This is a genomic window from Mesorhizobium loti, assembly GCF_003148495.1.
Lineage (GTDB): Bacteria > Pseudomonadota > Alphaproteobacteria > Rhizobiales > Rhizobiaceae > Mesorhizobium > Mesorhizobium loti.
On record NZ_QGGH01000003.1, the window covers coordinates 658538 to 685240 of the forward strand.

At 62.8% G+C, this 26703-nt stretch carries 22 protein-coding genes; 11 read left to right on the forward strand and 11 right to left on the reverse strand.

From position 1 onward, the window contains the following. Positions 1 to 47 precede the first annotated feature (47 nt). Both C8D77_RS16790 and C8D77_RS16795 read left to right on the forward strand, forming a co-directional pair. Positions 48 to 1124 (forward strand): extracellular solute-binding protein, encoded by a 1077-nt coding sequence (locus C8D77_RS16790; RefSeq protein ID WP_109665214.1) that lies wholly within the window; start codon positions 48 to 50, stop codon positions 1122 to 1124. Continuing rightward, the gene (locus C8D77_RS16795) at positions 1121 to 2431 is read left to right on the forward strand and encodes a flavin monoamine oxidase family protein (protein WP_109665217.1); all 1311 of its coding nucleotides are present in this window, start codon (positions 1121 to 1123) and stop codon (positions 2429 to 2431) included. Before C8D77_RS16790 ends, C8D77_RS16795 begins: the two co-directional genes overlap by 4 nt. On the opposite strand, the gene C8D77_RS16800 is transcribed toward C8D77_RS16795, so the two are convergent. The 3 genes from C8D77_RS16800 to C8D77_RS16810 are packed head-to-tail and all read right to left on the reverse strand — an operon-like array spanning position 2395 to position 5223. Beyond that, positions 2395 to 3468: an ABC transporter ATP-binding protein gene (locus tag C8D77_RS16800; protein WP_109665219.1), complete on the reverse strand. Its 1074-nt coding sequence runs from the start codon at positions 3466 to 3468 to the stop codon at positions 2395 to 2397. The genes C8D77_RS16795 and C8D77_RS16800 overlap by 37 nt on opposite strands. A 16-nt stretch (positions 3469 to 3484) precedes the next feature. Beyond that, positions 3485 to 4309, reverse strand: coding sequence for an ABC transporter permease (locus C8D77_RS16805; protein ID WP_109665222.1), 825 nt, complete (start codon positions 4307 to 4309; stop codon positions 3485 to 3487). Beyond that, entirely contained in the window at positions 4306 to 5223 is a 918-nt protein-coding gene (locus C8D77_RS16810) for an ABC transporter permease (RefSeq protein ID WP_109665225.1), read from the reverse strand. The genes C8D77_RS16805 and C8D77_RS16810 overlap by 4 nt, the downstream gene beginning before the upstream one ends. A 272-nt stretch (positions 5224 to 5495) precedes the next feature. Here C8D77_RS16810 and C8D77_RS16815 point away from each other — a divergent pair, with 272 nt between their 5' ends. Beyond that, the gene (locus C8D77_RS16815; protein ID WP_109665497.1) at positions 5496 to 6917 is read left to right on the forward strand and encodes an aminotransferase; all 1422 of its coding nucleotides are present in this window, start codon (positions 5496 to 5498) and stop codon (positions 6915 to 6917) included. 418 nt (positions 6918 to 7335) lie between these two features. Further along, positions 7336 to 7851, forward strand: a complete 516-nt coding sequence (locus C8D77_RS16825) for a hypothetical protein (RefSeq protein ID WP_245468628.1) — start codon at positions 7336 to 7338, stop codon at positions 7849 to 7851. Positions 7852 to 7904: 53 nt separating this feature from the next. Here the strand turns inward: C8D77_RS16825 and C8D77_RS16830 are convergent, their stop codons facing one another. Further along, a complete protein-coding gene (locus C8D77_RS16830; RefSeq protein ID WP_109665232.1) occupies positions 7905 to 9107 on the reverse strand; it encodes an aromatic ring-hydroxylating oxygenase subunit alpha in 1203 nt (400 codons plus the stop codon). A gap of 510 nt (positions 9108 to 9617) precedes the next feature. Between C8D77_RS16830 and C8D77_RS16835 the strand changes: the two genes are divergently transcribed. Next, positions 9618 to 10028: a hypothetical protein gene (locus tag C8D77_RS16835; protein WP_109665235.1), complete on the forward strand. Its 411-nt coding sequence runs from the start codon at positions 9618 to 9620 to the stop codon at positions 10026 to 10028. Positions 10029 to 10149: 121 nt separating this feature from the next. Here the strand turns inward: C8D77_RS16835 and C8D77_RS16840 are convergent, their stop codons facing one another. Then, positions 10150 to 12237: a sensor histidine kinase gene (locus C8D77_RS16840; protein ID WP_164548798.1), complete on the reverse strand. Its 2088-nt coding sequence runs from the start codon at positions 12235 to 12237 to the stop codon at positions 10150 to 10152. A gap of 79 nt (positions 12238 to 12316) precedes the next feature. Continuing rightward, a complete protein-coding gene (locus C8D77_RS16845; RefSeq protein ID WP_206438756.1) occupies positions 12317 to 13090 on the reverse strand; it encodes a response regulator in 774 nt (257 codons plus the stop codon). A 46-nt stretch (positions 13091 to 13136) separates the two neighbouring features. On the opposite strand from C8D77_RS16845, the gene C8D77_RS16850 reads away from it, so the two are divergent. Further along, positions 13137 to 13823, forward strand: coding sequence for a response regulator transcription factor (locus C8D77_RS16850; RefSeq protein WP_109665237.1), 687 nt, complete (start codon positions 13137 to 13139; stop codon positions 13821 to 13823). Between the two features lie 72 nt (positions 13824 to 13895). Here the strand turns inward: C8D77_RS16850 and C8D77_RS16855 are convergent, their stop codons facing one another. Continuing rightward, entirely contained in the window at positions 13896 to 14063 is a 168-nt protein-coding gene (locus tag C8D77_RS16855) for a hypothetical protein (protein WP_109665239.1), read from the reverse strand. Between the two features lie 57 nt (positions 14064 to 14120). Further along, a complete protein-coding gene (locus tag C8D77_RS16860; RefSeq protein WP_109665243.1) occupies positions 14121 to 14453 on the reverse strand; it encodes a hypothetical protein in 333 nt (110 codons plus the stop codon). Between the two features lie 353 nt (positions 14454 to 14806). Here C8D77_RS16860 and C8D77_RS16865 point away from each other — a divergent pair, with 353 nt between their 5' ends. Beyond that, entirely contained in the window at positions 14807 to 15268 is a 462-nt protein-coding gene (locus C8D77_RS16865) for a L,D-transpeptidase (RefSeq protein ID WP_109665510.1), read from the forward strand. A gap of 231 nt (positions 15269 to 15499) precedes the next feature. Here C8D77_RS16865 and C8D77_RS16870 read toward each other — a convergent pair whose 3' ends face one another. Then, positions 15500 to 18583, reverse strand: a complete 3084-nt coding sequence (locus C8D77_RS16870) for an efflux RND transporter permease subunit (RefSeq protein WP_109665245.1) — start codon at positions 18581 to 18583, stop codon at positions 15500 to 15502. Continuing rightward, positions 18580 to 19917, reverse strand: a complete 1338-nt coding sequence (locus C8D77_RS16875) for an efflux RND transporter periplasmic adaptor subunit (RefSeq protein WP_109665248.1) — start codon at positions 19915 to 19917, stop codon at positions 18580 to 18582. The genes C8D77_RS16870 and C8D77_RS16875 overlap by 4 nt, the downstream gene beginning before the upstream one ends. Before the next feature lie 145 nt (positions 19918 to 20062). Here C8D77_RS16875 and C8D77_RS16880 point away from each other — a divergent pair, with 145 nt between their 5' ends. Then, complete coding sequence (locus tag C8D77_RS16880; RefSeq protein WP_109665250.1) at positions 20063 to 20596, forward strand: TetR/AcrR family transcriptional regulator; 534 nt, start codon at positions 20063 to 20065, stop codon at positions 20594 to 20596. A 19-nt stretch (positions 20597 to 20615) separates the two neighbouring features. Here the strand turns inward: C8D77_RS16880 and C8D77_RS16885 are convergent, their stop codons facing one another. Further along, entirely contained in the window at positions 20616 to 21056 is a 441-nt protein-coding gene (locus C8D77_RS16885) for an Lrp/AsnC family transcriptional regulator (RefSeq protein WP_109665254.1), read from the reverse strand. A 132-nt stretch (positions 21057 to 21188) separates the two neighbouring features. On the opposite strand from C8D77_RS16885, the gene C8D77_RS16890 reads away from it, so the two are divergent. The 3 genes from C8D77_RS16890 to C8D77_RS16900 all read left to right on the forward strand — a co-directional run bounded on the left by C8D77_RS16890 (position 21189) and on the right by C8D77_RS16900 (position 26681). Beyond that, positions 21189 to 24245, forward strand: a complete 3057-nt coding sequence (locus tag C8D77_RS16890) for an aminotransferase class III-fold pyridoxal phosphate-dependent enzyme (protein ID WP_109665256.1) — start codon at positions 21189 to 21191, stop codon at positions 24243 to 24245. Between the two features lie 123 nt (positions 24246 to 24368). Beyond that, on the forward strand, positions 24369 to 25382 hold the full coding sequence (locus tag C8D77_RS16895; RefSeq protein ID WP_109665259.1) for an amino acid ABC transporter substrate-binding protein: 1014 nt from the start codon (positions 24369 to 24371) through the stop codon (positions 25380 to 25382). Between the two features lie 228 nt (positions 25383 to 25610). Then, a complete protein-coding gene (locus tag C8D77_RS16900; RefSeq protein ID WP_109665513.1) occupies positions 25611 to 26681 on the forward strand; it encodes a LacI family DNA-binding transcriptional regulator in 1071 nt (356 codons plus the stop codon). The last annotated feature ends 22 nt before the right edge of the window (positions 26682 to 26703 follow it).

Genomic DNA, 26703 nt, shown 5'->3' on the forward strand with positions numbered 1-26703 from the left:
CCTAACCTTTAGGGGACGTTTGCGCGATCCCGGGGGGATTCTCAGCCATGAAATCGATGCTACGCCGCCTTGCCCTTGCCTCCGCGTGCATGATTGGCGCCGGTGCGGTCTATGCCCTCGCCGAAGGCGGCGGCGATCTCGTCGTGTTCGACTGGTCGGGCTATGAGGATCCGCTGCTGCACCCAGCCTACACCGCCAAATACGGCGCCGAGCCGACCTTCGCCTTCTTCGGCGACGAGGACGAAGCGTTCGAGAAGATGCGGGCCGGCTTCAAGGCCGACATCGCCCACCCCTGCTCGCAAAGCGTGGTCAAATGGCGCGAGGCCGGCATGCTGCAGCCGCTCGACACCTCCAGGATATCAGGCTGGAAGGACCTCAATCCCGGCATCATGGCGATGAAGGATCTCGCCGTCACCGCCGACGGCAAGGCCTGGTTCATGCCGTTCGACTGGGGCAACACCTCGCTGCTCTACCGCACCGACAAGGTGACGGCTGAGGAGGCGCAGTCGCTAAGGGTCTTCGCCGATCCGAAATACAAGGGCCGTGTCACGATCGGCGACAATGTCGATGACGCCTATGCGCTGGCGAGCCTGGTGATCGGTCTCAAGGACTGGACCAAGATGACTGACGCGCAGTTCCAGGAGGCGTCCGCCTTCCTGCGCGACGTGCACAAGAACATCCGCTTCTACTGGACCGACGACACTGACCTCAACCAGGCCTTTATCGGCAATGAGGTCGATCTGGTCTGGGGCTGGAACGAGACCTTTGTCACGCTCAAGGGGCAAGGCATGCCGATCGCCATGAACCGCGACACCAGGGAAGGGATTTCGACCTGGGTGTGCGGCTATGTGCTGATGAAGGACGCGCCTGGTAAGCTCGATGAAGCCTATGAATTCCTCAGCGCCGTCAACGCACCCGGCGTGTCGGACTACATGGTCAAGACCTTCGGCTATGGCCATGGCAATGGCGCCGGCATGGCAGCGATCGACCACAAGGTGCTGGTCGATCGCGGCTTCGACAATCTCGACAAGTTCCTCGACAAGACGCTGTTCCAGCAGCCGGTGGCGCCAGAGCTCAAGCAGCGCATGGTCGCCGAATTCGAGAAGATCAAGGCCGGCTATTGACGGGCGAACCGGAAAGAACCGATGTCGTTATCGTCGGCGCCGGCTTCACCGGCCTGTCGGCGGCGCTTGAGCTGAAGGCAGCCGGCATCGGCTTTCTGTTGCTCGAAGCGCGCGACCGCGTCGGCGGGCGAGTGGAAGCCGTTCTCGACGGGCTTGGTAAGCGGCTCGATAGCGGCGGTCAGTTCTTCTGCGAAGACATGCTCGAGGTGATGGCGCTGGCCGAGGCGCGAGGCAAGACCTTCGTTGAGACCTATGTGAATGGCGATTTCATCACCCATCCATCGATGTCGGTCGAACAGGCCGAGCGGACCTATCATGGCGCGATGGCAATCCGCGAGCGCATGAACAGGATTGAGCCGAACGATCCCTCGATAGCAGGGCTGACCGTCAACGTCTGGCTCGATCGTCAGAAGGACGCAACCGATGCCAAGGCGGCGTTCCGGTCGATGATCGAGGGCCTGTGGTGCCTGGCGCTCGACAAGGTGCCGCTGTGGCACCTGATCGACAATGACCGGCGCATCACCAACGAGGTGCCGGAGCTGCAATACTTCCTGCGCGACACCATGCAGTCGCTGGCCGAGGATCTGGCCGGGGATCTCGTTGGCCGGGTGCGGCCGAACGAACCGGTCACGCGCATCGAACATGGACTGTATGGTGTTCGCACCGTCTCGCCCAACGGCATTGTCGAAGCACGGGCGGCGTTGATTGCCGTGCCACCGGCAACGGCCGCGAAACTCGATTTCGCACCTGCCTTGCCGGAGTTGCTTAGGAAAGCACTTGGCGTGTGGGAAAGCGGAGCGGTGATCAAGATCCAGGTGCGCTATGCCAGGCCGTTCTGGCGTGATCGCGACTTGTGCGGCATGGTGATGTGGCGCGATCTGCCTGGCCTGTTTGCCTGCGATGCCAGCAAGGATGCGGACCATGCCGCGCTTGTCGTCTTCGTCGGCGGGCCGCTGGCGCTGCGTTGGCATACGCTCGGCGAAACGGCGCTGCGCACCGAAGTGACGGCAAGGCTGAAGGACGCCCTTGGCCAGGAGGCGGCGGACGTCCTGGATTTCAGCTATCGGGACTGGACGGATGATCGCTGGAGTGGCGGCGCTTACAGCGACCTCATCGTCGATGTGACGGCTGTCGATGCCGAGTCGACAATCCTGGCTGGCTCACCATCCCTGCATTTCGCCAGTTCGGAACTGTCGCCGTCATTTCCGGGCTATGTCGAAGGCGCCATCGTCGCCGGGCGCATCGCGGCGCGCAAGATGATCGCCGAGCTTCAATCGGCCATCGCCACCAAAGCCTCGGGATCGTAGGCGAGGCGGATCGAGGTGCCGACAGGGATGTCGTCGGCGCCGAAATCGTTGGTCTCGGTCACCGACAGCGGCTTTTCCAGTCCCGGTATCTCGACGATCAGATGGGTGATCTCGCCAAAATAATGGCGTTCGACCACCTTGCCGGCGACCTCGAACTTGGCCGTCGCATTGTCCCACAGCACGCGCAGCCGCTCCGGCCGGATGCCGAGTGTCGCGCCGCCACCATTGCGGACAAAGGCCTTGGGCTTGTCGGTCTTGATGCGACCAAAGCCCAGCGTGTCGACAACCAGTGAGGCGCCACTCTCCTCGACGATCTGCGCCTTGACGAAGTTCATGCCGCCAAGGAAGTCGGCGACCTGGCGGGTGACCGGCCGCTGGTAGATTTCCTTGGGCGAGGCGACCTGCGCAATCCTGCCGCCGAACATCACGGCGATGCGGTCGGACATGGCCAGCGCCTCATATTGGTCGTGGGTGACGAGCACGAAGGTGATGCCGACCGCCTGCTGCAGGCGGCGCAGTTCGACCTGCATCTGCTCACGCAGCTTCTTGTCGAGCGCCGACAGCGGTTCGTCGAGCAGCAGCACCTTGGGCCGCATCACCAGTGCGCGTGCCAGCGCCACGCGCTGCCGTTGGCCGCCGGAAAGTTCTGTCGCCAGGCGCTTGCCGAGGCCGGTCAGCGAGACCTGCGCCAGCGCCTCCTCGACCCGGCGCTTCTCCTCGCCGCCCTGCAGCTTCAGCCGCTTCAGCCCATAGGCGACGTTTTGTTCGACATTGAGGTGCGGGAAGATCGCATAGCTCTGGAAGACCATGTTGGTCGGCCGGCGGTTGGCAGGGATGCCCTCCATCGGCTGACCGCCGACAGAGATCGACCCGCTGGTCGGATTGTCGAAACCGGCGATCATGCGCAACAGCGTGGTCTTGCCGCAACCGGATGGGCCGAGCAACGAGAAGAACTCGCCTTCCCGGATGGTCAGCGAGGCGTCATCGAGCGCCTTGAACGCCCCATAGCTGCGGGTAACGTTCTTGATCTCGATCATGGATCGTTGCTGCTGCTCAGGCATAGAGGCCTCCCTCGTTCTGGGTGCGTCTGGCGGCGCGGCGACGCAGGATTTCAGCGACGGTCATCAGCAGGAAGGAGGCAACCAGAAGCAGCGTGCCCAGCGCCAGCACGCCGGGCAGCTTGGCCGCGAAGCGCAATTGGCCCCAGATGTAGATAGGCAGCGTCGCTTCAGTGCCGGTCAGGAAGAAGGCGATGATGAATTCGTCGAGCGAAATGGTGAAGCAGACCAGCAGGCTGGAGATGATGGCCGGCGCCACCATCGGCAGCGTCACCCGCCGGAAGGTGCCGAAGGCGCTTTCGCCGAGGTCGGCGGAGGCCTCTTCCAGGCTGCGGTCGAAGCCCTCGAAGCCGGAAGTCAGCACCGTCATCGAATAGGGAATGCAGACCAGCACATGGCCGAGCACGACGGTGAACAGCGACAGGCTGAGACCCAGCTGCAGCATCACCAACAGCATGGAGATGGCGACGATCACCTCCGGCAGTACCAGCGGCGCCATGATCAGCCCGTGGATGGTGCTGCGGCCGGGATAGCGATAGCGGGTGATCGAGCGGGCGGCGAGGATGCCGAGCACAGTTGACAGGACCGCGGCCGACACGCCGACGATCATGCTGTTCCAGGCGGCGTCGAGCAGGGCCGGCGTGCGGGGCAGATCCTCATACCAATGCAAAGTGAAGCCAGTGAGCGGAAATTTTGGTGTCGCCGCTGTGTTGACCGAGAAGATCGGCAGGAAGATCACCGGCAGATAGAGGAACACGACGTAGAGAAACGCATAGGTCGCCAGCCAGCCGCCGGACAGGAAACGCCGCACCGCCATCATCGCGCCAGCCTCTGCACGGCGCGGATGATCAGCACCGTGGCGCCCGCCATCAGCGTAACGATCAGCATGGTGGTGACGGAAAGGGCGGCACCCAGCGGCCAGTTGGAGGCCTTGCCGAACTGCGCCTGGATGGCGTTGGCGATCATGACGCCGTCCTTGCCGCCGACCAGCTTCGGCGTGACGTAGTCGCCGACGGTCGGGATCATCACGATCAGTGCTGCCGAGATGACGCCAGGCGCCGACAGCGGCAAGGTCACGCGCAGGAACGAGCGCAGCGGACCATCACCGAGATCGGTGGCTGCTTCGACCAGCGTGCGGTCGACCTTTTCCAGCGAGACGAAGATCGGCAGGATGGCGAAGGCCGCCCAGGCATGGGTGAGCGTGATGATGACGGCGCTCGAATTGTAGAGCAGCGCGGTCGACGGTTCGTCGATGATGCCGAGGCCCATCAGGCCGGAATTGAGGACGCCGTTATAGCCGAGGATGACCTTCCACGACATCACCCGCAGCAGGTAGCTGGTCCAGAACGGGATGGTGATGAGGAACAGCCACAGGCTCTTGTGGCGGCCGCCGTGGAAAGAAATGAAATAGGCGATCGGATAGGCCAGAAGGACGGTGAGCAGGCTGACCGTCAGCGAAATGTAGAGTGAGCGCCACAACAGATCACGGTAGATCGGCTCGGTCAGCGCGACGCGGTAGTTTTCCAGCGTGAAGGTGCGGTCGATGGTCAGGTAGTGCTGCGTCCAGAAGGAATGCGCGATGACCACCAGGATCGGCAGCACCAGAAGGATGAGCGCGTAGATGAAGGTCGGGCTGATCAGGGCGAGGCCCTGTACGGGTTCTGACTGCAGAAGGGCATTTCGTCTGGCCCGCGTCATCCGCAACGGGGGCGACCCTTCCGCGGCCGCCGTCATTGCCAGACTCCGGGGGGCAGGGCTCCGGGTGTGATCTCGGTTGCTGGCCTGGACTGTCCCGCCATGCGGCATCCCATTGTGCTGGCGCCGGCTGCTTGTTCCCCTTGCCGGCTTTCTTTCATCATGCGCGCATCCTTGGATTGAAATCAAGCGCTATTTCTGCAATATTGATTGAACGGACATTCAAAATGAAGTGAAGAAAGCCGCTGTTTCCAATGCTTGGCATCTCACTTCATGTCCGATGAAATTCTGTGAAGCAATGTGAGGCGATGATGGCTGCGGCAAGAGACCTGAAGGCGACCGAGATGGCTGGCGCGGAACCCGGTGACGATGCCATCGAACTGGCCAAGCGCCATCTTATCCAGCCTTGGCCGTTCGCCGGTTCGGTCGGCGCGGAAGCACGCGCGCTGATCGGCGAAGGCGACGGCATCTACATCACCGACAGCACCGGCAAGCGGCTGATCGACGGGCCGGCCGGCATGTGGTGCGTCAATGTCGGCCACCGCCGCGAGGAGCTCGCCAAGGTGATGTACGACCAGGCGATGGCGCTGTCCTACAACACGCCGTGGTACACGATGAACGCGCCGTCGGCGGAACTCGCCATGCGCATCGCCGGCCACGCGCCGGGCGACCTCAGCCATGTCTTCTATACCACCGGCGGCTCTTCGGCCGTCGAGACGGCGCTGCGCTTCATGCAGTTCTATAACAATGTGCGCGGCCGACCGGAAAAGAAGCTGATCCTGAGCCGCGGAGGCGCCTATCACGGCTCGACCTACCTGTCGGCCTCGCTCAACGGCCGCCCGCGCGACCGCGACTGGATGGACGGTGCCGACGAGCTGGTCATCAAGCTGTCTTCGCCCGATCCGTTCCGCCGCCCGCGCGGCATGAGCCTTACAGCCTTCACCGATTTCCTCGTCGATCAGTTCCGCGACATGATCGCTCGTGTCGGCGCCGACAAGATCGGTGCATTCGTCGGCGAACCGGTGCAGGCATCAGGTGGCGTCGTCGTGCCGCCCGATGGCTACCTCAAGCGTATCCGCGAGATCTGCCGCGACAACGACATCCTCTATGTATCCGACGAGGTGGTCACGGCGTTCGGCCGGCTTGGCCATGTCTTTGCCTCCGGCGATGTGTTCGGCATCGATCCGGATATGATCACCTTCGCCAAGGGCGTCACCTCGGGCTATTTCCCGCTCGGCGGCGTCATCATTTCGGAACGGCTGCTGGAAGAGCTGCGCAGGTCGAACCATCCCGACGCGATGTTCGGCCATGGCCTGACCTACACCAGCCATCCCGTCGGCTGCGCGGTGGCGCTGAAAAACCTCGACCTGCTGGAAGAGGGCGTGCTTGCCCACACGCAGGCGGTCGCGCCCTATTTCCAGGCGCAGCTGAAGACGCTGGAAGAATTGCCGCTCGTCGGCGAGGTGCGCGGGATGGGGTTGATGGGCTGCGTCGAATGTGTGGCGGACCGCGAAAGCAAGGACCCGCTGCAGCTCGACAAGGATGTCGGAAAACGCATCGACGCCCATTGCCATGAACTCGGCCTGCTGGTGCGGCCACTGATCAACATGTGCGTGATGTCGCCGCCGCTGGTCATCACCCGCGAGCAGATCGACGACATGGTTGGCATCCTGCACGAAGGCATTTCAAGGACGATGGATGATTTGAGGAAAGAGGGCGTGTGGCGGGGGTGATTTTCTCCCTTCTCCCCGTTTCACGGGGAGAAGGTGCCGGCAGGCGGATGAGGGGCGGCGGCGGGCGATTCCGTCCGATCAGCCAGCTGCTCGCCTGGCGAGCGGCCGGCGGTGCAGGTCCGCCTTCAGGATCGCCGGGTTGTAGGCCATTTCGGAGCGACCCGACATCGGTGCCGGCGGCACGATCTCATAGATCGAGTCAAGAATGTTGTCCCTCAGAACGACGTTGAAGCCAGCGATTATAGCAATTTTCCCCAAGCCCGGGACATCGCAATGCTGCAGGTTGTGGCGGCGATGTTCCGACGCCGAAAGGGGCTTCCGTCGCAAAGTTCCACAAGGCGCGCTTGCCGGACGCGACATGGACCGCCGGGGCTGCGCTAGGCAGTTGAGTTCATCTGCCTGGAAACGAAGGGCAGTAATGACGATGACGATTTCTTCGTTTCTCACCGCTCTCGGATCCGAAGGTCCGCCAGCCGATCGGGCGAAAGACATGGCCCTTTATGGATGGCTGATTGGAAACTGGGAAATGGATTCGGTCCACCACCTCGACGACGGCACAATCCAGAAATGGGATGGAGAATGCCATTTTGGCTGGGTGCTCGAAGGCCGCGCGATTCAGGATATTTGGATCAGGCCCAAACGCCCCGCGCCGTCGACGATGTATGGTACGACCTTGCGCATCTTCGATCCTGAGATCGATGGCTGGCACATCATATGGAACGACCCGCTCAACCAGGACCACTCGCGCCAGATAGGGCGGGCCGAAGGCAAGGACATCGTCCAGCTCGGCAATGACTCGCGCGGTCTGAAAACGCGATGGCGTTTCACTGAGATCACCGCCAACAGCTTCCATTGGATCGGCGAGGAAAGATCTTCCGAGAGCGACCCTTGGAAAATCACATATGAACATCTAGCTCGCCGAACAAAACCCTGAAGCTAGTGGTGTCCGCCTGGCACCACACCCGCATCTGTTTTGAACCAAGCCTTCTAAGACCGCGACCTGAGCGCGTCGTTCAAATTCCACATGTCCTTCTCCTCGGGCGCGGTCTCCAGGCCCAGCACTGGCAGCATCTTGCGCAGATGATCGTGGTGGGTGCGCACGCCATATTCGAGGTCGGAGAGATAAAAGCCCTCGAAGGCTTCGGACAGCATGGATTCGTTCGACCATACCGAGAGCTGCACATCTTCCGACATGGTGTCGCGGTCGATGCGGAAGGAGAGGTAGCGGGCGGCGGCCTGTTCGCGGCTTTCGTCGCGGTAGCGGTAGATGGCGCCGCGCAGCAGCGTCTCACCCGTCGACAGCGGAAACTCCTGATAGAACTGCACCGATTCCGGCATCACCGAAATGACCGCATTGGGGAAGATGCCGTAATAGACCCAGGCCTTCTTCAGATAGCCGGGCAGATGTGTCGGCTCGGGTGCGATCTTGACGTAGTTCTTGACGCTCCAGCGCCGGCCGGCATGCGGGTTGTAGGTGGCGAATGAGCGCGACACGCCGTTGATGAAGGGCTCGTCGAAATAGGTCGCGCCATAAAGATCCTGCAAGGCAGGATGCGCCATGGCGACGTGATAGCCCTCATTGTCGACGTCGCGCACCGACTTCCAGTTCACCGGGGTCTTCTGGTTCCAGATGCCCCAGGAGGGCACCATGTCGGCGGCGTTGTAATGCGCGAATTCGGGCTCGATCGGCTTCATCAGCTCGGCGACCGAGGGCTGCGGCCCGCCATTGCGGAAGCGGATGAAGATGAAGCCCATCCAGACTTCCAGATCGAGTGGCATCAAGCCGAACTCGGTCTTGTCGAGGTCGGGGAAGGAACGCGGACGTGCAGCGCCGCGCAGTGTGCCGTCGAGATTGTAGACCCAGCCGTGGAACGGGCACACCAGCGCGTTCTTGCAATTGCCCTGGCTGTCGGCAACGACGCGGCTGCCACGGTGGCGGCACATGTTGTTGAAACCGCGCACGACGCCATCCTTGCCGCGCACGATCAAGGCGCGCTCGCCGACGACGTCCATGGTCAGATAGTCGCCGGCGTCAGGGACGTCCGAGACGTGCCCGACGATCTGCCAGTGATTGCGAAAGACGTGCTCCTTCTCGAGTTCGAGAAGGGCATCGGAATGGTAACTCCAGCCCGGCAGTCCCCGCCGGTCCCAATCGTTGGGGATCGCCACGTCACGGAGGTGCGGGTTCATAAAACGTCTCTTCTTTTTATTGAATACTCATTCAATAAAATCATATTTTTCATTGAAATGCAATGGCTTGTGAAAGTATCGAATTTTCGTTCATCCGCGCCGAAGTCAATTTTCGACCGATGCAGCCGAGGAAAATCCCGGAAATTCCAAGCCTTAACATGGCTTGTGGAACGAGCGTCTTGGGCGAGAGGCAGCGCTCGATGCCGAGAAAATCTCACCCGTTTTCCCGCAAGAATTGCTGCTTCCCTGTCCGGAATGTGAGGTTGCTCATAGTTCGCTGGGCGAGGTTGGGCTTTGCTGCCGGATATCGACGTTCCAGCAATATCCAGATCGATGAAACAGCTTCGCAAAACAGACCAGCGTATCCGGCTATGGCCGCTTTTGCCCGAATATGCCCGTATCCAGTGTTGCGATGCCGTTACACGGGCACGCTCTCCGTATCATCCGCCCGTTACCAAGTGCGATTAAATTCGTTTTATCACCAAAAGAAACTTAGCGAAGGGGAAGGCAATGCATGCGAAAATCCAGACGATCCGCGGCGAGAGCCGCCTTCAGGCTCCAGAGCGCAATGACCGCCGTCCGAAACTGGCGCTGCGCCAGCGGGCCAGCGACCACCCCATGGCGATGTTCATGGTGCTGGCTGCTTGCGCCTTCACCGGCATGGCGTTCACGCCGACAATTGGGCCGGCCTTTGCTTCGTTGAATCCGCCCGCCAACGTCGTCCAGGGTGCGCAGACGACGACCAGGACCGCGCGTCTGCCGATGCCGGTGACCGACTTCGCCTGCAAGGGCCAGGCCTGGGGCGCCGAGAGCATCGATTGCCTGCGCGCCATTGCCGAGCAGTCCGGAGCCCACAAGAGCCGCGCAATCCGCATGATCGCCAATGCCGCGCCGTTGACCAGTACGCCGAACATTTTCTGATTTCTGTCGAAGCATGATCCCGAAAACCGGTTCCCACTTTGGGGATCGTGCTCTGACCCTCCCCGAGCGCCTCCAGCGCTCCTTTCGGCTCCCGCCGCGACGTCGGTTGGGGGCCGCTTTTTTATCCTTTTATTGCCGCTTGTTCGGCGATGGCCGACAGCACGCTGCGCACATCCAGCGTACTGAACGGCTTCTCCAGGATCTGCGGCCGCTGCTGTGCCGGCAGGGCCTCGATTTCGGCTTTCGCGCCGATCAGGTCGCCGGTGACCAGCACAAAACGCCGCGCCAGGTCGGGCTTTTCGGCGAGCAGCTCGCGATAGATCGATATGCCGCTGACGCCGGGCATGCGCAAATCCGAAAAGACGATGTCCGGCGGCATATGACCGCTCAAGGTGGCGGTGCCCGATTCCCAGACAGGAACGATCCGCGACTTGATGCCCATCAATTCGAGAATGTCGGAGAGCGAGCCGGCAACATCCGGCTCGTCGTCGATGATCAAGGCGTGGCGCAGGCCGCTCGATCGCGGCTGGTTCTCGCCGGCAGCGACAAGGCCGGCTACGATGGCGGGCAGATGGACGACAAAACGCGCCCCTCTCGGCAGCACTTCCTCGAACCAGACATTGCCATTGTGCCGCTCGATGATCGATTTCGAGATCGACAGGCCGATGCCGGTGCCGACGCCGACCGGCTTGGTGGTGAAATAGGATTCGAAAATCCGGCTGCGGATCGCTTCCGGCACGCCGGGCCCGTTGTCCTCGACCGAGAAGCAGGGGTTGCCCCGGTCGCTGCGGAACGTCCGCACCTTGATCAGCCGGTCGCCGGCAATGCCGGCCAAAGCGTGCTGGCTGTTGATGAGGAAGTTGGCCGCCACCTGCGTCACGTGGTCGGCGTCGGCCATGGCCAGCAGCGGGCCGGCGGCGAAGTCGGTGTCGATGATGATGCCGCTTGAGCGCGCGCCATAGGCGGTCACTTCCAACGCCGCACGGATCACCTGGTTGAGGTCGGTCTCGGCCTGTGCCGCGGGATGAAGGCGCACCATCGACAGGAAGCTCTTGACGATGCGGCCACAGCGCTCGGCGGCGGCGCGGACTTTCTCTGCGCGCACCTTGGTCTGCGGATCGGAGGCGAATTCGTGCAGCAGCGTCGATTGCGCCACCACCACGGCCAGCGGGTTGTTGAGCTCATGCGACACGCCGGCCAGCAACGAACCCATCGCCGCCATCTTCTCGTTCTGGTGCAGCTTCTCGCGCTGGCGGCCAATCTCCTCCTCGGCGCGCAGTTTGTCGCGCAGGTCGCGGATGGAGCCGAAGATCAGGCGGCGGTCGGCGACCCGCATCTCGGTTGCGGTCAGCTCGATCGGGAACACTTCGCCGGCGGCGTTCTGGGTCACCGTCTCGAGCCGCTGGCCGACCATCGGCGCGCCGCGGCCGGACATGTATTCGGCCCCCGAAGCATAACCTTTTCTGTAGTAGATCGGCACGATGGTATCGAGCAGGTCCTTGCCGAGGATGTCGCTGCGCTGGAAGCCGAACATCTTCTCGGCGGCCGGATTGAATTCGATGATCGAGCCCGTCTCATCGATGACGACGATGGCGTCGAGCGAGGCCTGCAGCATGGTGCGGCGAATGACCTCGCTGGCATGGGCTTCGGAGGGCGAGCGCTCGATGGCATCGCCGATGGCCAGCGCGATGATGTGCAGCGTCGCCTCTTCCTCGTCGGTCCACTCGCGCTCGTTGACGCAGTCATTGACCGCCAGCGTGCCCCACAGATGCCCGTGTGCGAAGACCGACACCGACAGGAACGACTTGATGTTCTGCTTCTCGAAATCGGTTCTCAGAAAGCCTTCGAGGTTGCGCGTATGGCCGGCGAAGATCTTGCCTTGCCGCTCGTCCTCTGCCAGCCGCTCCAATAGCGGGTCCGAATTGACGATCGACTGCATGATGACGGTCGGTGACGCCAGTTCGCCGCCAAAGAGCGGGTCGATCCAGTAGGCGGCGACGGATTGGGCGAAGCCCTGGCCAGGCAATTCGCGCAAGCGAAACAGGATGCCGCGCTGGCAATCCATGGCCCGGCAGAGCGTTTCCAGGATACCTTCCATCTCGCGCTGCCAGTCGCCGGCCTCGCGCAGCCGGCGAACGACACGCACGGCCGCCATCGCAGCGCCCTGCCTGAAACCCTGCATCTCCGTGCTTGCTGCTTCAGCGGTCATTGTCAGCCGTCATTCCACAGGTCATGCCAATTCGATCAACGAGCAACGGCCCGAACCTGAAACCCTCTGGCCTCGCTGCTCAGTTGCCGTCGCCGGTCGGCAGCGAGAAGATATAGCCTTCGCCGCGCACCGTGCGCAGGAATTTCGGATTGGCCGGATCGGTCTCGATCTTCTTCCTCAGCCGCATGATGCGAATGTCGACCGCGCGCGACGATTCCGGATCTTCGGTGAAGCCGATCGCCTCGGAGATCGCGGCGCGGGTCAGCAACCGGTTGGCGCGGGTCAGGAAAACCTCCAGCACGTCGAATTCGCTCTTGGCCATCTCGACCACCGCGCCATTGGCGCCGGTGACCAACCTGCCGTCGAGATCAGCCTGGAAAGGTCCGAAAGCAACGGAACGGCGATCGGTCCTCGCCTTCTTGTCCTGAAGTTCCTGCGGCTGGGGAACCCGGCGCAACACGCTGCGGACCCTCGCCAGCACTTCGCGCAATTCGTAAGGCTTGACGATGTAGTCGTCGGCACCAAGCTCCAGCCCGACGATGCGGTCGAGCGCGGTGCCGGCGGCGGTGGCGTAGATGATGCCGATCGGCAGCTTCGAGCGCAACCAGCGGCCGAGCGACAGGCCATCCTCGCCGGGCATGGCGATGTCGAGAATGGCGAGATGGAACGACTGCGTTTCAACGAGGCTGCGCGCGGCGGCAGCACTTTCAGCGGTGACCACTTCATAGCCGGCGGCTTCGAGATATTCGGCAACCGCGTCCCTCAGGTCGGGCTCATCCTCGACGATGACAATTCTTGCCCGCACGATGCTTTCGCTCCCACTTTCAGTGGAAAGTAGATTGGGTATAAACATGATGTCCAGCACTCATCTCGGGATGTCTGTTGCAGGGTGGGAAAACATGGCCGCACGATCGATCATCGCGCTTGTTTCCGTTGCCGAAGTGGTCGCGACCGAACTCGCCGACCATCTCGAGCGGCGCGGTCACGATGTGCGTCAGGCGCGCCAGCCTTGGGAGGCCGAATCGCTGCTGTCGGGGAAGGGCATCGACGTCGTCGTCGTCGGCGACAGCCTCAACCAGGCGGAGGGGCGCGACCTGCTGCGGCGCCATGGTGGCGAGGGCGGACCGGATTTCATCCTGATCTGCCGGCCGGCCGATCTGGTCGACAAGGTGCTGGCGCTCGAGCTTGGTGCGGCCGACGTCGTCGAGAGCCCGCTCAATGTCCGGGAACTGGCTGCCCGTGTTGGCGGTCTGCTTTCGCGACGCGGCAGGGGCACCCAGGAACTGATCGTGCTGGAGAACGCGACCGTCGATCTGAGGTCGGCCATGGTCATGCATCGCTCCGGCACGGAGGAACAGCTCTCGCCCGGTCAGGTGGCGCTGCTCAGGCTGTTCCTTGCCAGTCCGCGCAAGGTGCTGACGCGTGACGACATCATTGCCGCGGCACCGGCCGAAAACGCCGACGCCTTCGATCGCTCGATCGATTCGCGCATCGTGCGGCTGCGCCGCAAGCTCGACACCGAAACCATCACCACCATACGCGGCGCCGGCTACCGGTTCGATCCGCCGCAGCAATTCGCCGGTTGATTGCCGGACACCCAGGCAACTTGTTTGGCTGAGCATCGGGTTTTCCATCTCCGGGCCCGATGCTCTTGGGGCTCAGCGTACCAGCAGAAGTGACGGGCCCACCGGCATGTCACTGCCCATGGCCAGTTCGCTGGCATGGGCGCGGTCCCTGAGCAGCACGGTGGCAAGGCCGGCAAAACCGAGCAGGCCCTGTGCGTAGAGCAGTGCGGACAGCACCGAAGCGGCAAATTTCGTTTTCATCGTAGCAGTTCCCCAAAAGTGCCAATTCTTCAAAAATGAATGTGTTTGTGGGTCGCTTCAGGACACCCCCGAAGTGCCCGCGCCGCCCACGGAGCCCCCCGTCGCGGCGCGGGCCTTCGGTCCTCTCGGCAGCAAGTAGCCGGAGGCGCCGCGCAAACCCGTCAGCCTAAGGCCGACCCGCCAGAGGGCCTTTAGCCGGGCGATGCGCAGGCTGGAAACAATCCAGACCGTGGCGAAAAACAGTGCGGCATGCAGCGTCGAAATCTCGCCTGACGTCATCGCGCCGAGCCTTGTAAGCGGGGTGCCGGCAACCGTGCCGACGCCGCCGATGACCGCTGCCGCGATGCTGATCCTGAGAAGCCAGGACAGTGCGTTCGATTTCGTTTCCATGTTCGTTACCGGCTGTTTTCGTTGCGTCAACTTTGCTTGCGGCCCGTATCCGGATCATGCCGCTTGAAGCCTCGTTTTGTTGCAATTCGGTTTCGAGATCGCCGGCTCTTCTTTCGTATGCGACCAACTCGCACTTTCGTTTAGAGGCGGATACTCATGTTACTGACTTTGGCCTCATCGGCTGACGAGCGGGCCGACTCTCATTCGCTTCTATGGAGGCAGCGTTCGTTAACCTGAGGAAACAGATTCGAAACACAAATGAGCATTTTGCGAAATCTCCCCGAAACATGACGTTGGGATAAGCAGCCATCGAATTGGAGCCGGCCGAACCGGCAGAGAGAGGGGACGTCATCATGCATACCGCCATTTCCGCCAAGCTCATCAACATCACCGCCGCCGCGCTGACGGGCGCCGCACTGCTGTTCGGCGCCGGCTCGGGCGCGGCGCACGCCGCCAACAAGATCGTGGCGCGCGTCTCGCTTTCACAGCAGATCATGGAAGTCTCGGTCGACGGCCGGCCAACCTTCGCCTGGAAGGTTTCCACCGGCGACCGGGCCCATGTGACGCCGACCGGCTCGTTCAAGCCGACGCGCATGCATGAGATGTGGTACTCAAAGAAATACGACAACGCCCCGATGCCGCACTCGGTCTTCTTCAGCGGCGGCTATGCGGTGCATGCGACCTATGCGATCAAGCGTCTCGGCCAGCCGGCTTCGCATGGCTGCGTGCGGCTGCATCCCGACAACGCCGCCGATTTCTACCAGCTCGTCGAAACCTTCGGGGCGACCAACACCAGCATCGTCATCGTCAAGTAGCAGGCTGTGACCGACGGCGTGTCAGCATGCTGCCGCGCCTCAAAGCTCCCACCGGAAAACGCTGCGGTATTGAGTACAGCGCAAACCGGCGGTATCGAGCCCAGCCAAAAAAAGAGGCCGGAGATTTCCGGCCTCTTTTCTTTTGTTTCCAACTTGTCTTGCGCAATTCCCAAGGGAAAGCGCTATGCGCTTTTCCCGGGAAAACCGTTACACACTTTTCCTGGAATTGCTCTAGCTCGGCAGCGCCGGCATCAGCTTGGGATCCGGTTTCTCGGCCAGGTGAGGCAGGTCCTTGCTGGCGATGAAGGTGTAGAACATAGGCACGACGAAGAGCGTGAACATGGTTCCGACCAGGATGCCGGTGAAGATAACCAGGCCCATCGAATAGCGGGCCGCGGCACCAGCGCCGCTGGACGTGATCAGCGGTACCACGCCCAGCGCCATCGCCGCCGTCGTCATCAGGATCGGCCGCAGGCGCACCTTGGCCGAGGCGATGATGGCGTCACGCCGTCGCATGCCATGGATTTCGCGCTGCTGGTTGGCGAACTCGACCAGCAGGATGCCGTGCTTGGTGATCAGACCAATCAGTGTGATCAGGCCGACCTGCGTGTAGATGTTGAGCGTTCCGAGGCCCAGATTGAGCGGCACGATCGCGCCGAAGATCGACAGCGGCACCGCCATCATGATGATCAGCGGGTCGCGGAAACTCTCAAACTGCGCCGCCAGCACCAGATAGATGACGACAACGGCCGCCGCGAAAGCGATCAGGATGGTGTTGCCCTGTTCCTTTTCCTGTCGCGATTGACCGGAATAGTCGACGAAGAAGGTGTCGGGCAGGCTCTCGTTGGCGATGTCCTCCAGCGCTTTCAGCCCGTCGCCGGTGGTGACGCCGGGCAGCGGAAGCGCCGAAATCGTCGACGAATTCAGCTGGTTGAACTGCTCGATGGCGGCCGGCGCCGCATTGGTCGAAATCTTGACCACCGCTGACAGCGGCACCATCTCGCCCGTCACGCTGCGCACGAAGTATTCGCCGAGCTTGTCGGGGTTGTCGCGAAATTCCTGCGGCACCTGCGGGATGATGTCGTAGCTGTTGGAGTCGCGATCGAACTGGGCCACTTCGGCGCCGCCGACCAGCAAGGTCAGCGTGCGGCCGATATCGGCGATCGGCAGGTTGAGCGCCGCGGCGCGGTCACGGTCGATGGTCACCGTCACCTCGGGTGCGTCATAGGCCATCGAATTCTGCACGACGATGAAGCGGCCGGAGGCTTGCGCCTTGTTCTTGATCTGCTCGGCCACCTCGTACACTTCCGAGGAATCGCCGGTCGATCGCACCACCATGGAGATGGGCAGGCCGCCGCCGGAGCCCGGCAGCGTCGGCGGCGCGAAGACGAAGGCCTGGACCCCCGCCACTTTGGCGATACGAGCCGTAATGTCGGCCTGCAGTTCCTTTGAATTGCGCTTGCGTTCCGCCCAGTCCTTGAAGGCAAAGCCGACGAAGGCGCTGTTTGTCGTGCCGCCGAAGGCGACGGCCGAGAACTGCGCCCGTGTTTCGGGAATATCCTTCACCAGACCGAGAATCTGGTTGACGTATGTCTCGGTGTAATCGGAGGTCGCATAACGCGGGGCTGTCACAAGCGAGAGCAGAAAGCCCTGGTCTTCTTCCGGCGCCAGTTCGGTTGAGGTCTTGGTGAACATGAAGCCGGTGACGCCGACAAGCGCAAGCACGATTATCAGTGTCAATGGGCGATAGTTCAGCGACCCGGTGACGGCCCGTTCATAGACATGCTCGACGCGAGCGAAGGTAGCGTCGACGATACGCTGGAAACGGCCCGGCGTGCCGGACTTCAGGAGGCGTGCCGACATCATCGGGGTGATGGTGATGGCGATGACGCCCGACAGGACCACCGAGCCGGCGAGCGTGACCGCGAATTCACGGAACAGCGCGCCGGTCAGGCCGCCGGTGAAGGCCAGCGGCGCGAACACGGCGGCCAGCGTCATGGTCATGGCAACGATGGCCGACGCTATTTCGCGCATACCGCTGAATGCAGCCTGCATCGGCGACATGTGGTCTTCTTCCATATGGCGATGGATGTTCTCCACCACCACGATGGCGTCGTCGACCACCAGGCCGATCGCCAGCACCATGGCCAGCAGCGACAGGAGGTTGATCGAATAGCCGACCGCAAACAAAAGGAAACAGACGCCGATCAGCGACAGCGGGATGGTGATGATCGGCATCATCACCGAACGGAAAGAACCAAGGAACAAAAGGATGACGACGACGACGATGGCAACCGCCTCGGCGATGGTCTTGAACACTTCTTCGATCGAGGCGCTGATCTGTCCGGTCGCGTCGTAGACTACCTCGATCGTCATGCCCTTCGGCAGCGTCTCCTGAATCTGCGGCACCAGCTTGGTGAGCGCCGCCGCCGTGGTCAGCGGATTGGCGGCCGGCGTCGGGAAGATAGCGAGGAAGGTGCCGGGCTTGCCGTTGAAGCTGACCCTGGTGTCGGTGTTCTCGGCAGCGAGCTCGACCCGAGCCACGTCGCGCAACCGCACCACATTGCCATCGGTCGAGCGCAGCGGCAGTTCGGCGAACGCCTCTGGCGTCTGCAACGTCGAGCGCACGGTGATCGACGAGACGACATACTCGTTCTGGGTGTTGCCGGGCGCCGACAGGAAGTTGGAATTGTTGATCGCCGTCAGCACTTCGGAGGCCGTCACGCCGCGCGCGGCAAGCTTGATCGGATCGATCCAGACGCGCATCGAGTATTCCTGGGCGCCGAAGATCTGCACGTCGGCGACGCCTTCGACCGTCGACATGCGCGGCCTGATGACGCGTTCGATATACTCCGTCAGCTGCTCCTTCGTCATGTTCGGATTCTGCATCGAGATGTACATCATCGCGAACTGCTGGCCGGTGCCCTTGACGATGACAGGATCCTTGGAGGCGTCGGGCAAGGTGCCGCGCACGCCCTGGACCTTGGACAGCACTTCGGTCAGCGCGACGTCGGGGTTGGAACCGAGCTTCATCTGCACCGTCACGGTGCTGGACGACGGACGGCTGGACGAGGTGACGTAGTCGATGTTCTCGGTCGAGGCGACGGCGCGGGCGATCGGGGCGGAAATGAAGCCCTGGATCAGATCGGCGCTGGCGCCTGGATAGGCCGTCGTGATGGTGATCGCCGTTTCGTCGACCTTCGGATACTGCCGGATCGACAGGTTGAAGATGCCCTGGAAACCCAGGAGCAGGATCATGCAGGCAAGGACCGTCGAAAGGACGGGCCGGCGAATGAAGAGATCGGAAAAGCTCATTGCTGGTCGGCCTGCTTGTTCGCCGATTTGGTCGGGTCGATGGTGTTGTCTACGGCGACGGACATGCCGTTGAAGAGGCGATTCTGACCGGCGGTGACAACCTCGTCGCCTGCCTTCAGCCCCTCGACGATCTCGACCATGCCTTGATTGCGGCGGCCTGGCTTGACGAACACCTGCGACAGCACCAGCGCAGGCTTGTCACCTTCCGCCGCCGGCTTGGCCGGGTCGGCAGCCTTGTCCGCCGGCTTTGCCGCATCGGCGGCAGGCTTGGCTGCATCAGCTGCCGGCTTCATGGCATCGGCCGGCTTGGTGTCTGCCGGCTTGGCGTCAGCCGGTTTGTCCGTGGCTGAAGCAGCGGGTTTTTCTTCCGGCTTGGCTGCCTGCGCCGGGGCCGCCTCGGCGGGCTTCGCCGGCTGCACCACGAAGATGTAGTCGCCATAGAGGCTTGTCGTCAGTGCCGTCTGCGGCAGCGTCAGCACGTTCTGCTCTTCGGGCAGTTCGACACGCACCTGCACGAATTGGCCAGGGGTCAGCTTGCCGTCGGGATTGGCGACTTCCGCCCTGACGTTCACCAGCCGGCTGGACGAGTCGATCTTCGGGTCGATGCCGCGAATGGCGCCGGCAAACGGCTTGTCCTCACCGCCGAAGCCCAACCGAACCGTCTGGCCGATCTTGAGCAAGGCGAGTTGCTGTTCGGGAACCGAGAAATCGACCCGCATCGTGTCGAGATCCTGCAGCGTCACCACGGCGGTGCCGGGCGCCAGATACTGGCCGATATCGATCTTCGGAATGCCCACCGTGCCGCCGAAAGGCGCCGTCAACTGCTTCTGGTCGAGCACGGCCTGCAGCTTGGTGACCTGAGAGGCCGAGGCCGAGGCCGCCGCACGCGCCGTGTCCAGCGTCGAGTCGGAGCCGACGCCACGCCTTGTCAGTTCGATGGCGCGGGCCAGCGATGTCTGATCGAGCGCGGCTTGCGCTTTCTGCGCGTCGAGATCGGCGCGCTCGACGGCGTCGTCGAGCTGCAGCAGAACCGCATTGTCGGCCACTTTCTGGTTGGCATGGAAAAGGATGTCCTTGACGATGCCGGTGGTCTCAACCGTCAGGTCAACACCGCGTACGGCCTTGACCGTACCGATCGCCTCGACGCCCGGCGTCCAGGTTGAAGGCTTTGCGATGGTCGTCGACACAGTTGCCGCCGGCGGCTTCATCGATGCGAAATACTGCTTGATGCCGTTGTCGCGCAGGAAGTTGAAGCCGACGATACCGCCGACCACGACAACGAGCACGGCCAGAACCAGAACGATAATAAAGATACGGAGTATGCGCTTGAACAAGGAGGTCCCCTCAGTCGAAATCCGGCGCGAAGCGCGGACATCGGGACACATATCGACTGCGGGTCCCGATTTCAAATAGTGGCGGTCTTACTGTACCGTCTGGACGGTCTTGTCAATTGGGCCTAAGCTTGCGAAGGGAGGCGCCATGAGAGCCCAACGAACGAACTCGCGCGAGAAAATTCTCGCTGCGGCGGCCGATGTCGCACGGGAATCCGGGCCCGGCAGCCTGTCGCTGGAAGCGGTCGCCAGCCGCGCCGGTGTATCGAAGGGCGGGCTGCTCTACAATTTCCCGACCAAGGCCAAATTGATGCAAGGTCTGGTCGAAGGCTATCTGCGTGAATTCGAGCACGCGCTGGACTCCGCCCGCACGAATGACAAGGACGAAAATCCGCTGGCCGTCTACATCAGGCTGTCGGCCAATGATTGCGAGGACAAGCAGCCGTCCGCGTCCTGGATCTTCTCGGCGATCGCCGAGGATCCCGATTTCATGACGCCGATAAAGACATTCAAGCGGCAGCTTTTCGAGCGGCTGAAGGGCGAGACGCCGGACCTCAAATCGCTGCTGGTCTGCTACCTCGCCATCGAGGGATTGCGCAGCATGAACCTCTTCGATTCGGACGTCCTGTCGAAAGACGAGCGAGAGCTGCTGGTATCGTCCTTGCTCGAGATTGCCAGATAGGCACGGCTGATCGAGGGGCTCAATCCACGGCGCGCTCGATGTCGCGGCGCAGGACGATCGCGGTTGTCAGGTCCTCGACACCGCCATGACTGGCGATCAGATCGCGCAGCGTGTTCAGCCTGTCGATGGACGGCACCTCGATCTCGACGATGAGATCGAGCTGGCCGCTGACCGATGACACCCGCCGGACTTCCGGATAGCGCGCCAGCTGGTCGAGGATACCGATCGACGGCGTGCGTATCAGCGTGACAAGCAGGAAGGCGCAGATCAGCCCCTTGTCCATCTGACCGATATCGGCGCGGTAGCCACGGATGACGCCGCTGTTTTCCAGCGAGGCCACCCGCTCGCTCGTCGCGCTGCGCGACAGGCCGATGCGTCCCGCAAGCGTCTTCAGCGGGATGCGGGCCTCCTTCGACAGGATGCCGAGAATGTCCCTGTCCTTGGCGTCCAGTTCCCTCATCACACCACGCTCCCATCCGCTTCCGTTAATGTGCCGGCCAATGCAGTCATTGTGCCGGCGCAATCGACGCTTTGCCGGATGCCCCATTTTTAAGCCCATGCCAAGCTTTGCGAAAGCAGATGCGGATTGCCGATGACCAATGTTTCCCACCCAGCGCCTCAGTTCTCGCAAAGCGAGGCCATCGATATCGCCGCGCGGCATTTCGGCATTGCCGGCAGCGTCACGCCGCTGGACAGTGAGCGCGACCAGAATTTCAAGCTGACCGCGCCCGACCGGTCGCTGTGGATCCTCAAGATCGTCAACGCCAGCGAGCCGCTCGGTGAGAGCGAATTCCAGACGGCGCTGTTCGAGCACCTGGAGCGCAACAGCCCTGATCTCGCCGTACCGCGTCTCAGGACGACGGTGCGGGGAATATCGCTCGCTCACGCCACCGGCGCCGGCGGCGAAGACCATGCCGTGCGGCTGGTGTCGTGGCTTGCCGGCCGGCCGCTGGCCGAGAGCCCATCCACTCCTGCGTTGCTTGAAAGCCTCGGTGGCGCGCTCGGCCGGTTGGACCGCGCCCTGCAAGGCTTCATCCACCCCGGTGCGCTGCGCACGTTCGACTGGGACATTCGCCGGGCCGGTGCCGCGCGGCAACGCCTTCACCATATCGACGACGACCAGGATCGCTTGTTGCTGGAGCGGTTCCTCGATCATTTCGATGCCGCGATCGCGCCCCGGCTGCCGGTGCTGCGGGCGCAGGTGATCCACAACGACGCCAATGACTGGAATGTGCTGGTCGATCCGGAGCGGCCCGAGCGCGTCGCCGGGCTGATCGATTTCGGCGATGCCTTGCACAGCGTGCTGATCGCCGAGGTAGCGGTCGCCTGTGCCTATGCCATCCTCGATGCCGAGGATCCGATCGCCGCCGCCGCCCGTCTTGCAGCCGGGTTCCATGCCGAATATCCGCTGCGCGAAGAGGAGCTCGATCTGCTCTTCGATCTCATTGTTATGCGTCTCGTCACCTCGGTGACGCTGTCGGCGGCGCGCAAGGAACGGACCACCGACAATCCCTATCTGTCCATCTCGGAAGCGCCGGCCTGGCGCCTGCTGCGACGCCTGGGAGCGATGAACCGGCGCTTCGCGACGGCGATCCTGCGCCACGCCTGCGGCTTTGAGGCCGCGCCCGGAGCTCGCGCTGTCACGAGCTGGATCGCGGCGAACCGCGCGCAGCTTGTGCCCATCCTCGACCGCCACCCGGCGACGCTTGCCAAGGCGCTGGTGCCTTATGGCGATCCGCAAAATCCGATGACGGTGACATCGGCCGCGCAGCAACCCGACAAGGCGAGCGCATGGTGGGACGCCTATTGCGCCGAGCATGGCATTGCACTCGGCATCGGCCCGTGGGGCGAGGCGCGCACGGTCTACACCAGCGACATCTTCCACTCTCGGTTCGTCGAAGGCGCCCGCCGCGCCAATCATCTGGGCCTCGATCTTTTCATGCCGGCGGGCACGCGGCTCTACACGCCCCTAGCCGCCACCGTCAGAAGCGTCGAGATCGAGGAGGATCCGCTCGGCTATGGCTGCCTGGTGGCGCTGGAGCATGCCCCGCCGGGGTGCCCGCCCTTCATCACCCTGTGGGGGCATATGGCGCATGAGGCAGGTCGGCGTCTGAAGGTCGGCGAGCATCTGCAAGCCGGCGCGCTTGTCGGCGAGATGGGATCGCCAGCAGAAAATGGCGGCTGGGCGCCGCATCTGCATTTCCAGATATCGACGGACACAAGTCTCACCGCACGCGACATTCTCGGTGTCGGCGAAGAACGCTATCTCTCAGTCTGGCAAGAGCTGTTTCCGGACGCCGCCGACCTGGCCGGCATTCCGCCCGAAACCTTCCAGCAAAGCGGTCGTTCCCGTCCGCAGATCGTTGCCGCGCGCAAGGCGTCGCTGCTGCCCAATCTCTCGATCTCCTATTCCGAGCCGATCAAGTTCGTGCGCGGCGAAGGCGTCTGGCTGATCGACGACACCGGCCGCGCCTATCTCGATTGCTTCAACAATGTCTGCCACCTCGGCCATGCCCATCCCGATGTGGTCGAGGCGATCGCCAGGCAGGCGGCGAAACTCAACACCAACACGCGCTATCTGCACGACGCCATCGTCACTTACGCGGAACGGCTGACCGCGACGCTGCCTGCCGGCCTGTCGGTGGCGTCCTTCGCCTGTTCGGGCAGCGAGGCCAACAGCCTGATGCTGCGCATGGCGCGGATCCACACCGGCCGCAGCGAGGCGATCGTGCTCGACTGGGGCTATCACGGCACGACGCAGGAACTGATCGACCTCAGCCCCTACAAATACAAGCGCAAGGGCGGCAAGGGGCGCCCGCCGCATGTGTTCGAGGCGAGTGTTCCCGACAGCTACCATGCCCCGGCCGACTGGCCTGTTGACGAGCATGCAAAGCGCTTTGCCGAAAGCGTCGCCGAACAGATCGCCGATATGGCCAGAGAGGGTCGCGCGCCTGGCCTGTTCCTGGCGGAATCGATCCCCAGCGTTGCCGGCCAGGTGTTCCTGCCGGACGGCTATCTCGCGGAAGTCTACGCGATGGTGCGCGCCGCCGGCGGCATCTGCGCCGCCGACGAGGTGCAGGTCGGCTTTGGCCGCGTCGGCAGCCATTGGTGGGCTTTCGAGACGCAAGGGGTGACGCCCGACATCGTCACCATGGGCAAGCCGATCGGCAACGGCCATCCGATGGCGGCCTTGGTGACGACCACCGAGATCGCCGCCTCGTTCAACAACGGCATGGAGTATTTCAACACTTTCGGCGGCAATCCGGTATCCTGCGCGGCCGGGCTTGCGGTGCTCGACGTCATCGAGCGGGACAACCTCAGGCGCAACGCGATGGAGATCGGCGACTACCTCATGGCGGGGTTCAAGGCCTTGCAGGCCCGCTACGACAGTATCGGCGATGTGCGCGGCCAAGGGCTCTTCCTCGGCATCGAATTGGTCGAGGACCGCAACAGCAAGGCGCCGGCGACCGCTCTTGCCCGACGCGTCAACGACGGGGTCAGGGCACGCGGCGTGCTGATCGGCACCGAAGGGCCGCACGACAATGTGCTGAAGATGCGCCCGCCGATGATCTTCAGCCGGGCCAATGCCGATCATCTGGTCGGCGTTCTCGACGAGACGCTGGCGGCGGTTCTGGCGGAAGGGACTTAGGGCAGATCCCGCAAGCCCAGGCGGCGCGCGGACGGATTCACGACAGCGATTTTCACGAACTTCCGGCGCTCCACGTGCCGGCGGCAGGAGAGGCTTTTGCCTCATCAAGGGAGGAAACAAATCATGAGACATGCAGTCATCACCGCGCTCGTGCTTGCATCGGCCACGCTGGCCGTTCCGGCGAAAGCGGACACATTCGACATCGTCAAGCAGAGGGGTTCGATCCTGTGCGGCGTCAGCCAGGGCGTTGCCGGTTTTTCGTCACCCGACGACCAAGGGAAATGGGGCGGCTTCGACATCGATTTCTGCCGCGCTGTCTCGGCCGCCGTTTTCGGCGACCCCGACAAGGTGAGCTATGTGGCGCTGTCGACCAAGGAACGCTTCACCGCCCTGCAGGCCGGCACCGTCGATATCCTGTCGCGGCAGTCGACGTGGACGCTGTCGCGTGACACCGGCATGGGCATCCACTTCGCCGGCACCGCCTATTATGACGGCCAGGGCTTCATGGTGCGCAAGGACCTCGGCGTCGACAGCGCGCTCAAGTTGTCGGGAGCCACGGTCTGCGCGGAGCAGGGCACGACCACGGAGCAGAATGTCGCCGACTATTTCACGGCCAACAAGATGAAGTACGAGGCGGTCGTCATCGATTCTGCCGACAGCATCATCAAGGCGTTCGATAGCGGCCGCTGCGACGTCTACACCACGGACGCATCGGCGCTTTATGCGCAGCGCCTGAAGCTGACCGACCCCGCCGCCTTCACCGTGCTGCCCGAGATCATTTCGAAGGAACCGCTCGGCCCGGCCGTTCGCAAGGGCGACGATAAGTGGTTCGACATCGTGCGCTGGACGTTGTTCTCGCTGATCGAGGCGGAAGAGGAAGGCATCACCCAGGCCAATGCGGAAGCCTCGCTGAAGTCACAGAATCCGACGATCCGCCGCTTCCTCGGCGTCGACGGTGACAATGGCCAGCAGCTTGGGCTCGAGCCTGCCTTCGCCTACAACATCGTCGCCAAGGTCGGCAACTATGGCGAGATGTTCGAGCGCAATCTCGGTCAGTCCAGCCAGCTGAAAATAGCGCGCGGCATCAATGCGCTGTGGAACGCCGGCGGCCTGATGTACGCGCCACCGGCGCGCTGAGACCAGAAAGCGGAACGACCGACCGGAGTTGCCGAAGCGTGGTGCCCTTGGGCTCCCGCGCGCCCGGCGATGTCTAGCCTGTTAATCCGGCCTGTTAAAAAGAGTGGTGATGTGCGGCCTCGCACGTCACCACCTCTGCCGTTTTGAAAGTAAATAAAAACGTTTTTATTTTGGTTGAAAACGTTTTTATGCGATGATACGAATCCCGACATCAGGATGGAATCGTCCATGGCAGAGACCGAAAAATCTGACCGCCGAGAACTTTCGCCGACGATCAAGACGTTGGCGGCCCATACCGGTTATTCGATCGCCACCATTTCCAAGGCCCTGCGGGGATCGCCGGTCGTCGCGCAGCCCACAAGGGACGCTATCGTCGCCGCGGCGCGGGAACTGGGCTATCAGGCGAATGCGCGAGGCATGGCGCTGAGGACGGGCAAGACCTATCGGGCGGCGGTGCTGATGCCGATAACGTCCGCGGCCGGCTATGAATGGGACGGCGTCGAATACACGCAGATCCTCAGCGGCATAAGCCAGGCCCTGGAAGGCAGCGACTATCAACTCTCCGTACACGGCTTCCGGGATTTCGGCGACGCCTTCGACACAGCCCGCCGCATCGTCGATCAGAGCGCGGCCGACGGGCTGATCTTTTCCGGCGTGCAGGCCGACGATCCTCGTATCGATATGCTGGTCGAAAGCGATTTCCCATTCGTGTCGCTCGGCCGGTGTCGCAAGCCCCTCATCTACGCCCATGTCGATGTCGACAATGAGTGGGCGGCGTTCACCGCCACGGCGCGGCTGATCGCGGGCGGACATAGACGTATCGCCCTGATCAACGCCGATCGCCGTCTTTCCTACGCCCTCGACAGGATTGACGGATTTTCGCGCGCCTTTAACGAGGCGGGGCTTGCCGCCTCGACGGACCTTGTGGCTGGCGGCGATCTGTCCACCCGCTTCGGCCGTGACAGCGCGCTCAGGCTTCTTGGCTTGCCCAGTCCGCCCACGGCCCTGGTGTGCATCAACGAATCCACCACCCTGGGCGTCCTGTCGGCGCTGGGCAGCCTTGACCGGCGCGTCGGGGTGGATGTCGACGTCATCGCCTATGACGACATCAACGTCAGCGCCTACTTCACTCCGCCGATCACGACGTTCTACCAGCCAATCGAACTTCTCGGCCGCAAGCTGGGCGAGTTCCTGCTGCGGCGCATGGCGGGCGAGGACCCGGCCAAGCTCGCCATGGTCTCGAGGCCCGAGCTCATCGGCCGGCAGCCGGACAATCTCGGCGGGCGAAACCGCCGCTAATCATCAAAATGGGAGGAAGAGC

What these genes read in the sequence shown, in the direction of transcription:
- C8D77_RS16790 (WP_109665214.1), top strand. Translation starts at nt 48, where the DNA reads ATGAAATCGATGCTACGCCGCCTTGCCCTTGCCTCCGCGTGCATGATT.
- C8D77_RS16800 (WP_109665219.1), bottom strand. Translation starts at nt 3,468, where the DNA reads ATGATCGAGATCAAGAACGTTACCCGCAGCTATGGGGCGTTCAAGGCG.
- C8D77_RS16805 (WP_109665222.1), bottom strand. Translation starts at nt 4,309, where the DNA reads ATGATGGCGGTGCGGCGTTTCCTGTCCGGCGGCTGGCTGGCGACCTAT.
- C8D77_RS16810 (WP_109665225.1), bottom strand. Translation starts at nt 5,223, where the DNA reads ATGACGGCGGCCGCGGAAGGGTCGCCCCCGTTGCGGATGACGCGGGCC.
- C8D77_RS16815 (WP_109665497.1), top strand. Translation starts at nt 5,496, where the DNA reads ATGGCTGCGGCAAGAGACCTGAAGGCGACCGAGATGGCTGGCGCGGAA.
- C8D77_RS16825 (WP_245468628.1), top strand. Translation starts at nt 7,336, where the DNA reads ATGACGATGACGATTTCTTCGTTTCTCACCGCTCTCGGATCCGAAGGT.
- C8D77_RS16830 (WP_109665232.1), bottom strand. Translation starts at nt 9,107, where the DNA reads ATGAACCCGCACCTCCGTGACGTGGCGATCCCCAACGATTGGGACCGG.
- C8D77_RS16835 (WP_109665235.1), top strand. Translation starts at nt 9,618, where the DNA reads ATGCATGCGAAAATCCAGACGATCCGCGGCGAGAGCCGCCTTCAGGCT.
- C8D77_RS16840 (WP_164548798.1), bottom strand. Translation starts at nt 12,237, where the DNA reads ATGACCGCTGAAGCAGCAAGCACGGAGATGCAGGGTTTCAGGCAGGGC.
- C8D77_RS16845 (WP_206438756.1), bottom strand. Translation starts at nt 13,090, where the DNA reads ATGTTTATACCCAATCTACTTTCCACTGAAAGTGGGAGCGAAAGCATC.
- C8D77_RS16850 (WP_109665237.1), top strand. Translation starts at nt 13,137, where the DNA reads ATGGCCGCACGATCGATCATCGCGCTTGTTTCCGTTGCCGAAGTGGTC.
- C8D77_RS16855 (WP_109665239.1), bottom strand. Translation starts at nt 14,063, where the DNA reads ATGAAAACGAAATTTGCCGCTTCGGTGCTGTCCGCACTGCTCTACGCA.
- C8D77_RS16860 (WP_109665243.1), bottom strand. Translation starts at nt 14,453, where the DNA reads ATGGAAACGAAATCGAACGCACTGTCCTGGCTTCTCAGGATCAGCATC.
- C8D77_RS16865 (WP_109665510.1), top strand. Translation starts at nt 14,807, where the DNA reads ATGCATACCGCCATTTCCGCCAAGCTCATCAACATCACCGCCGCCGCG.
- C8D77_RS16870 (WP_109665245.1), bottom strand. Translation starts at nt 18,583, where the DNA reads ATGAGCTTTTCCGATCTCTTCATTCGCCGGCCCGTCCTTTCGACGGTC.
- C8D77_RS16880 (WP_109665250.1), top strand. Translation starts at nt 20,063, where the DNA reads ATGAGAGCCCAACGAACGAACTCGCGCGAGAAAATTCTCGCTGCGGCG.
- C8D77_RS16885 (WP_109665254.1), bottom strand. Translation starts at nt 21,056, where the DNA reads ATGAGGGAACTGGACGCCAAGGACAGGGACATTCTCGGCATCCTGTCG.
- C8D77_RS16890 (WP_109665256.1), top strand. Translation starts at nt 21,189, where the DNA reads ATGACCAATGTTTCCCACCCAGCGCCTCAGTTCTCGCAAAGCGAGGCC.
- C8D77_RS16895 (WP_109665259.1), top strand. Translation starts at nt 24,369, where the DNA reads ATGAGACATGCAGTCATCACCGCGCTCGTGCTTGCATCGGCCACGCTG.
- C8D77_RS16900 (WP_109665513.1), top strand. Translation starts at nt 25,611, where the DNA reads ATGGCAGAGACCGAAAAATCTGACCGCCGAGAACTTTCGCCGACGATC.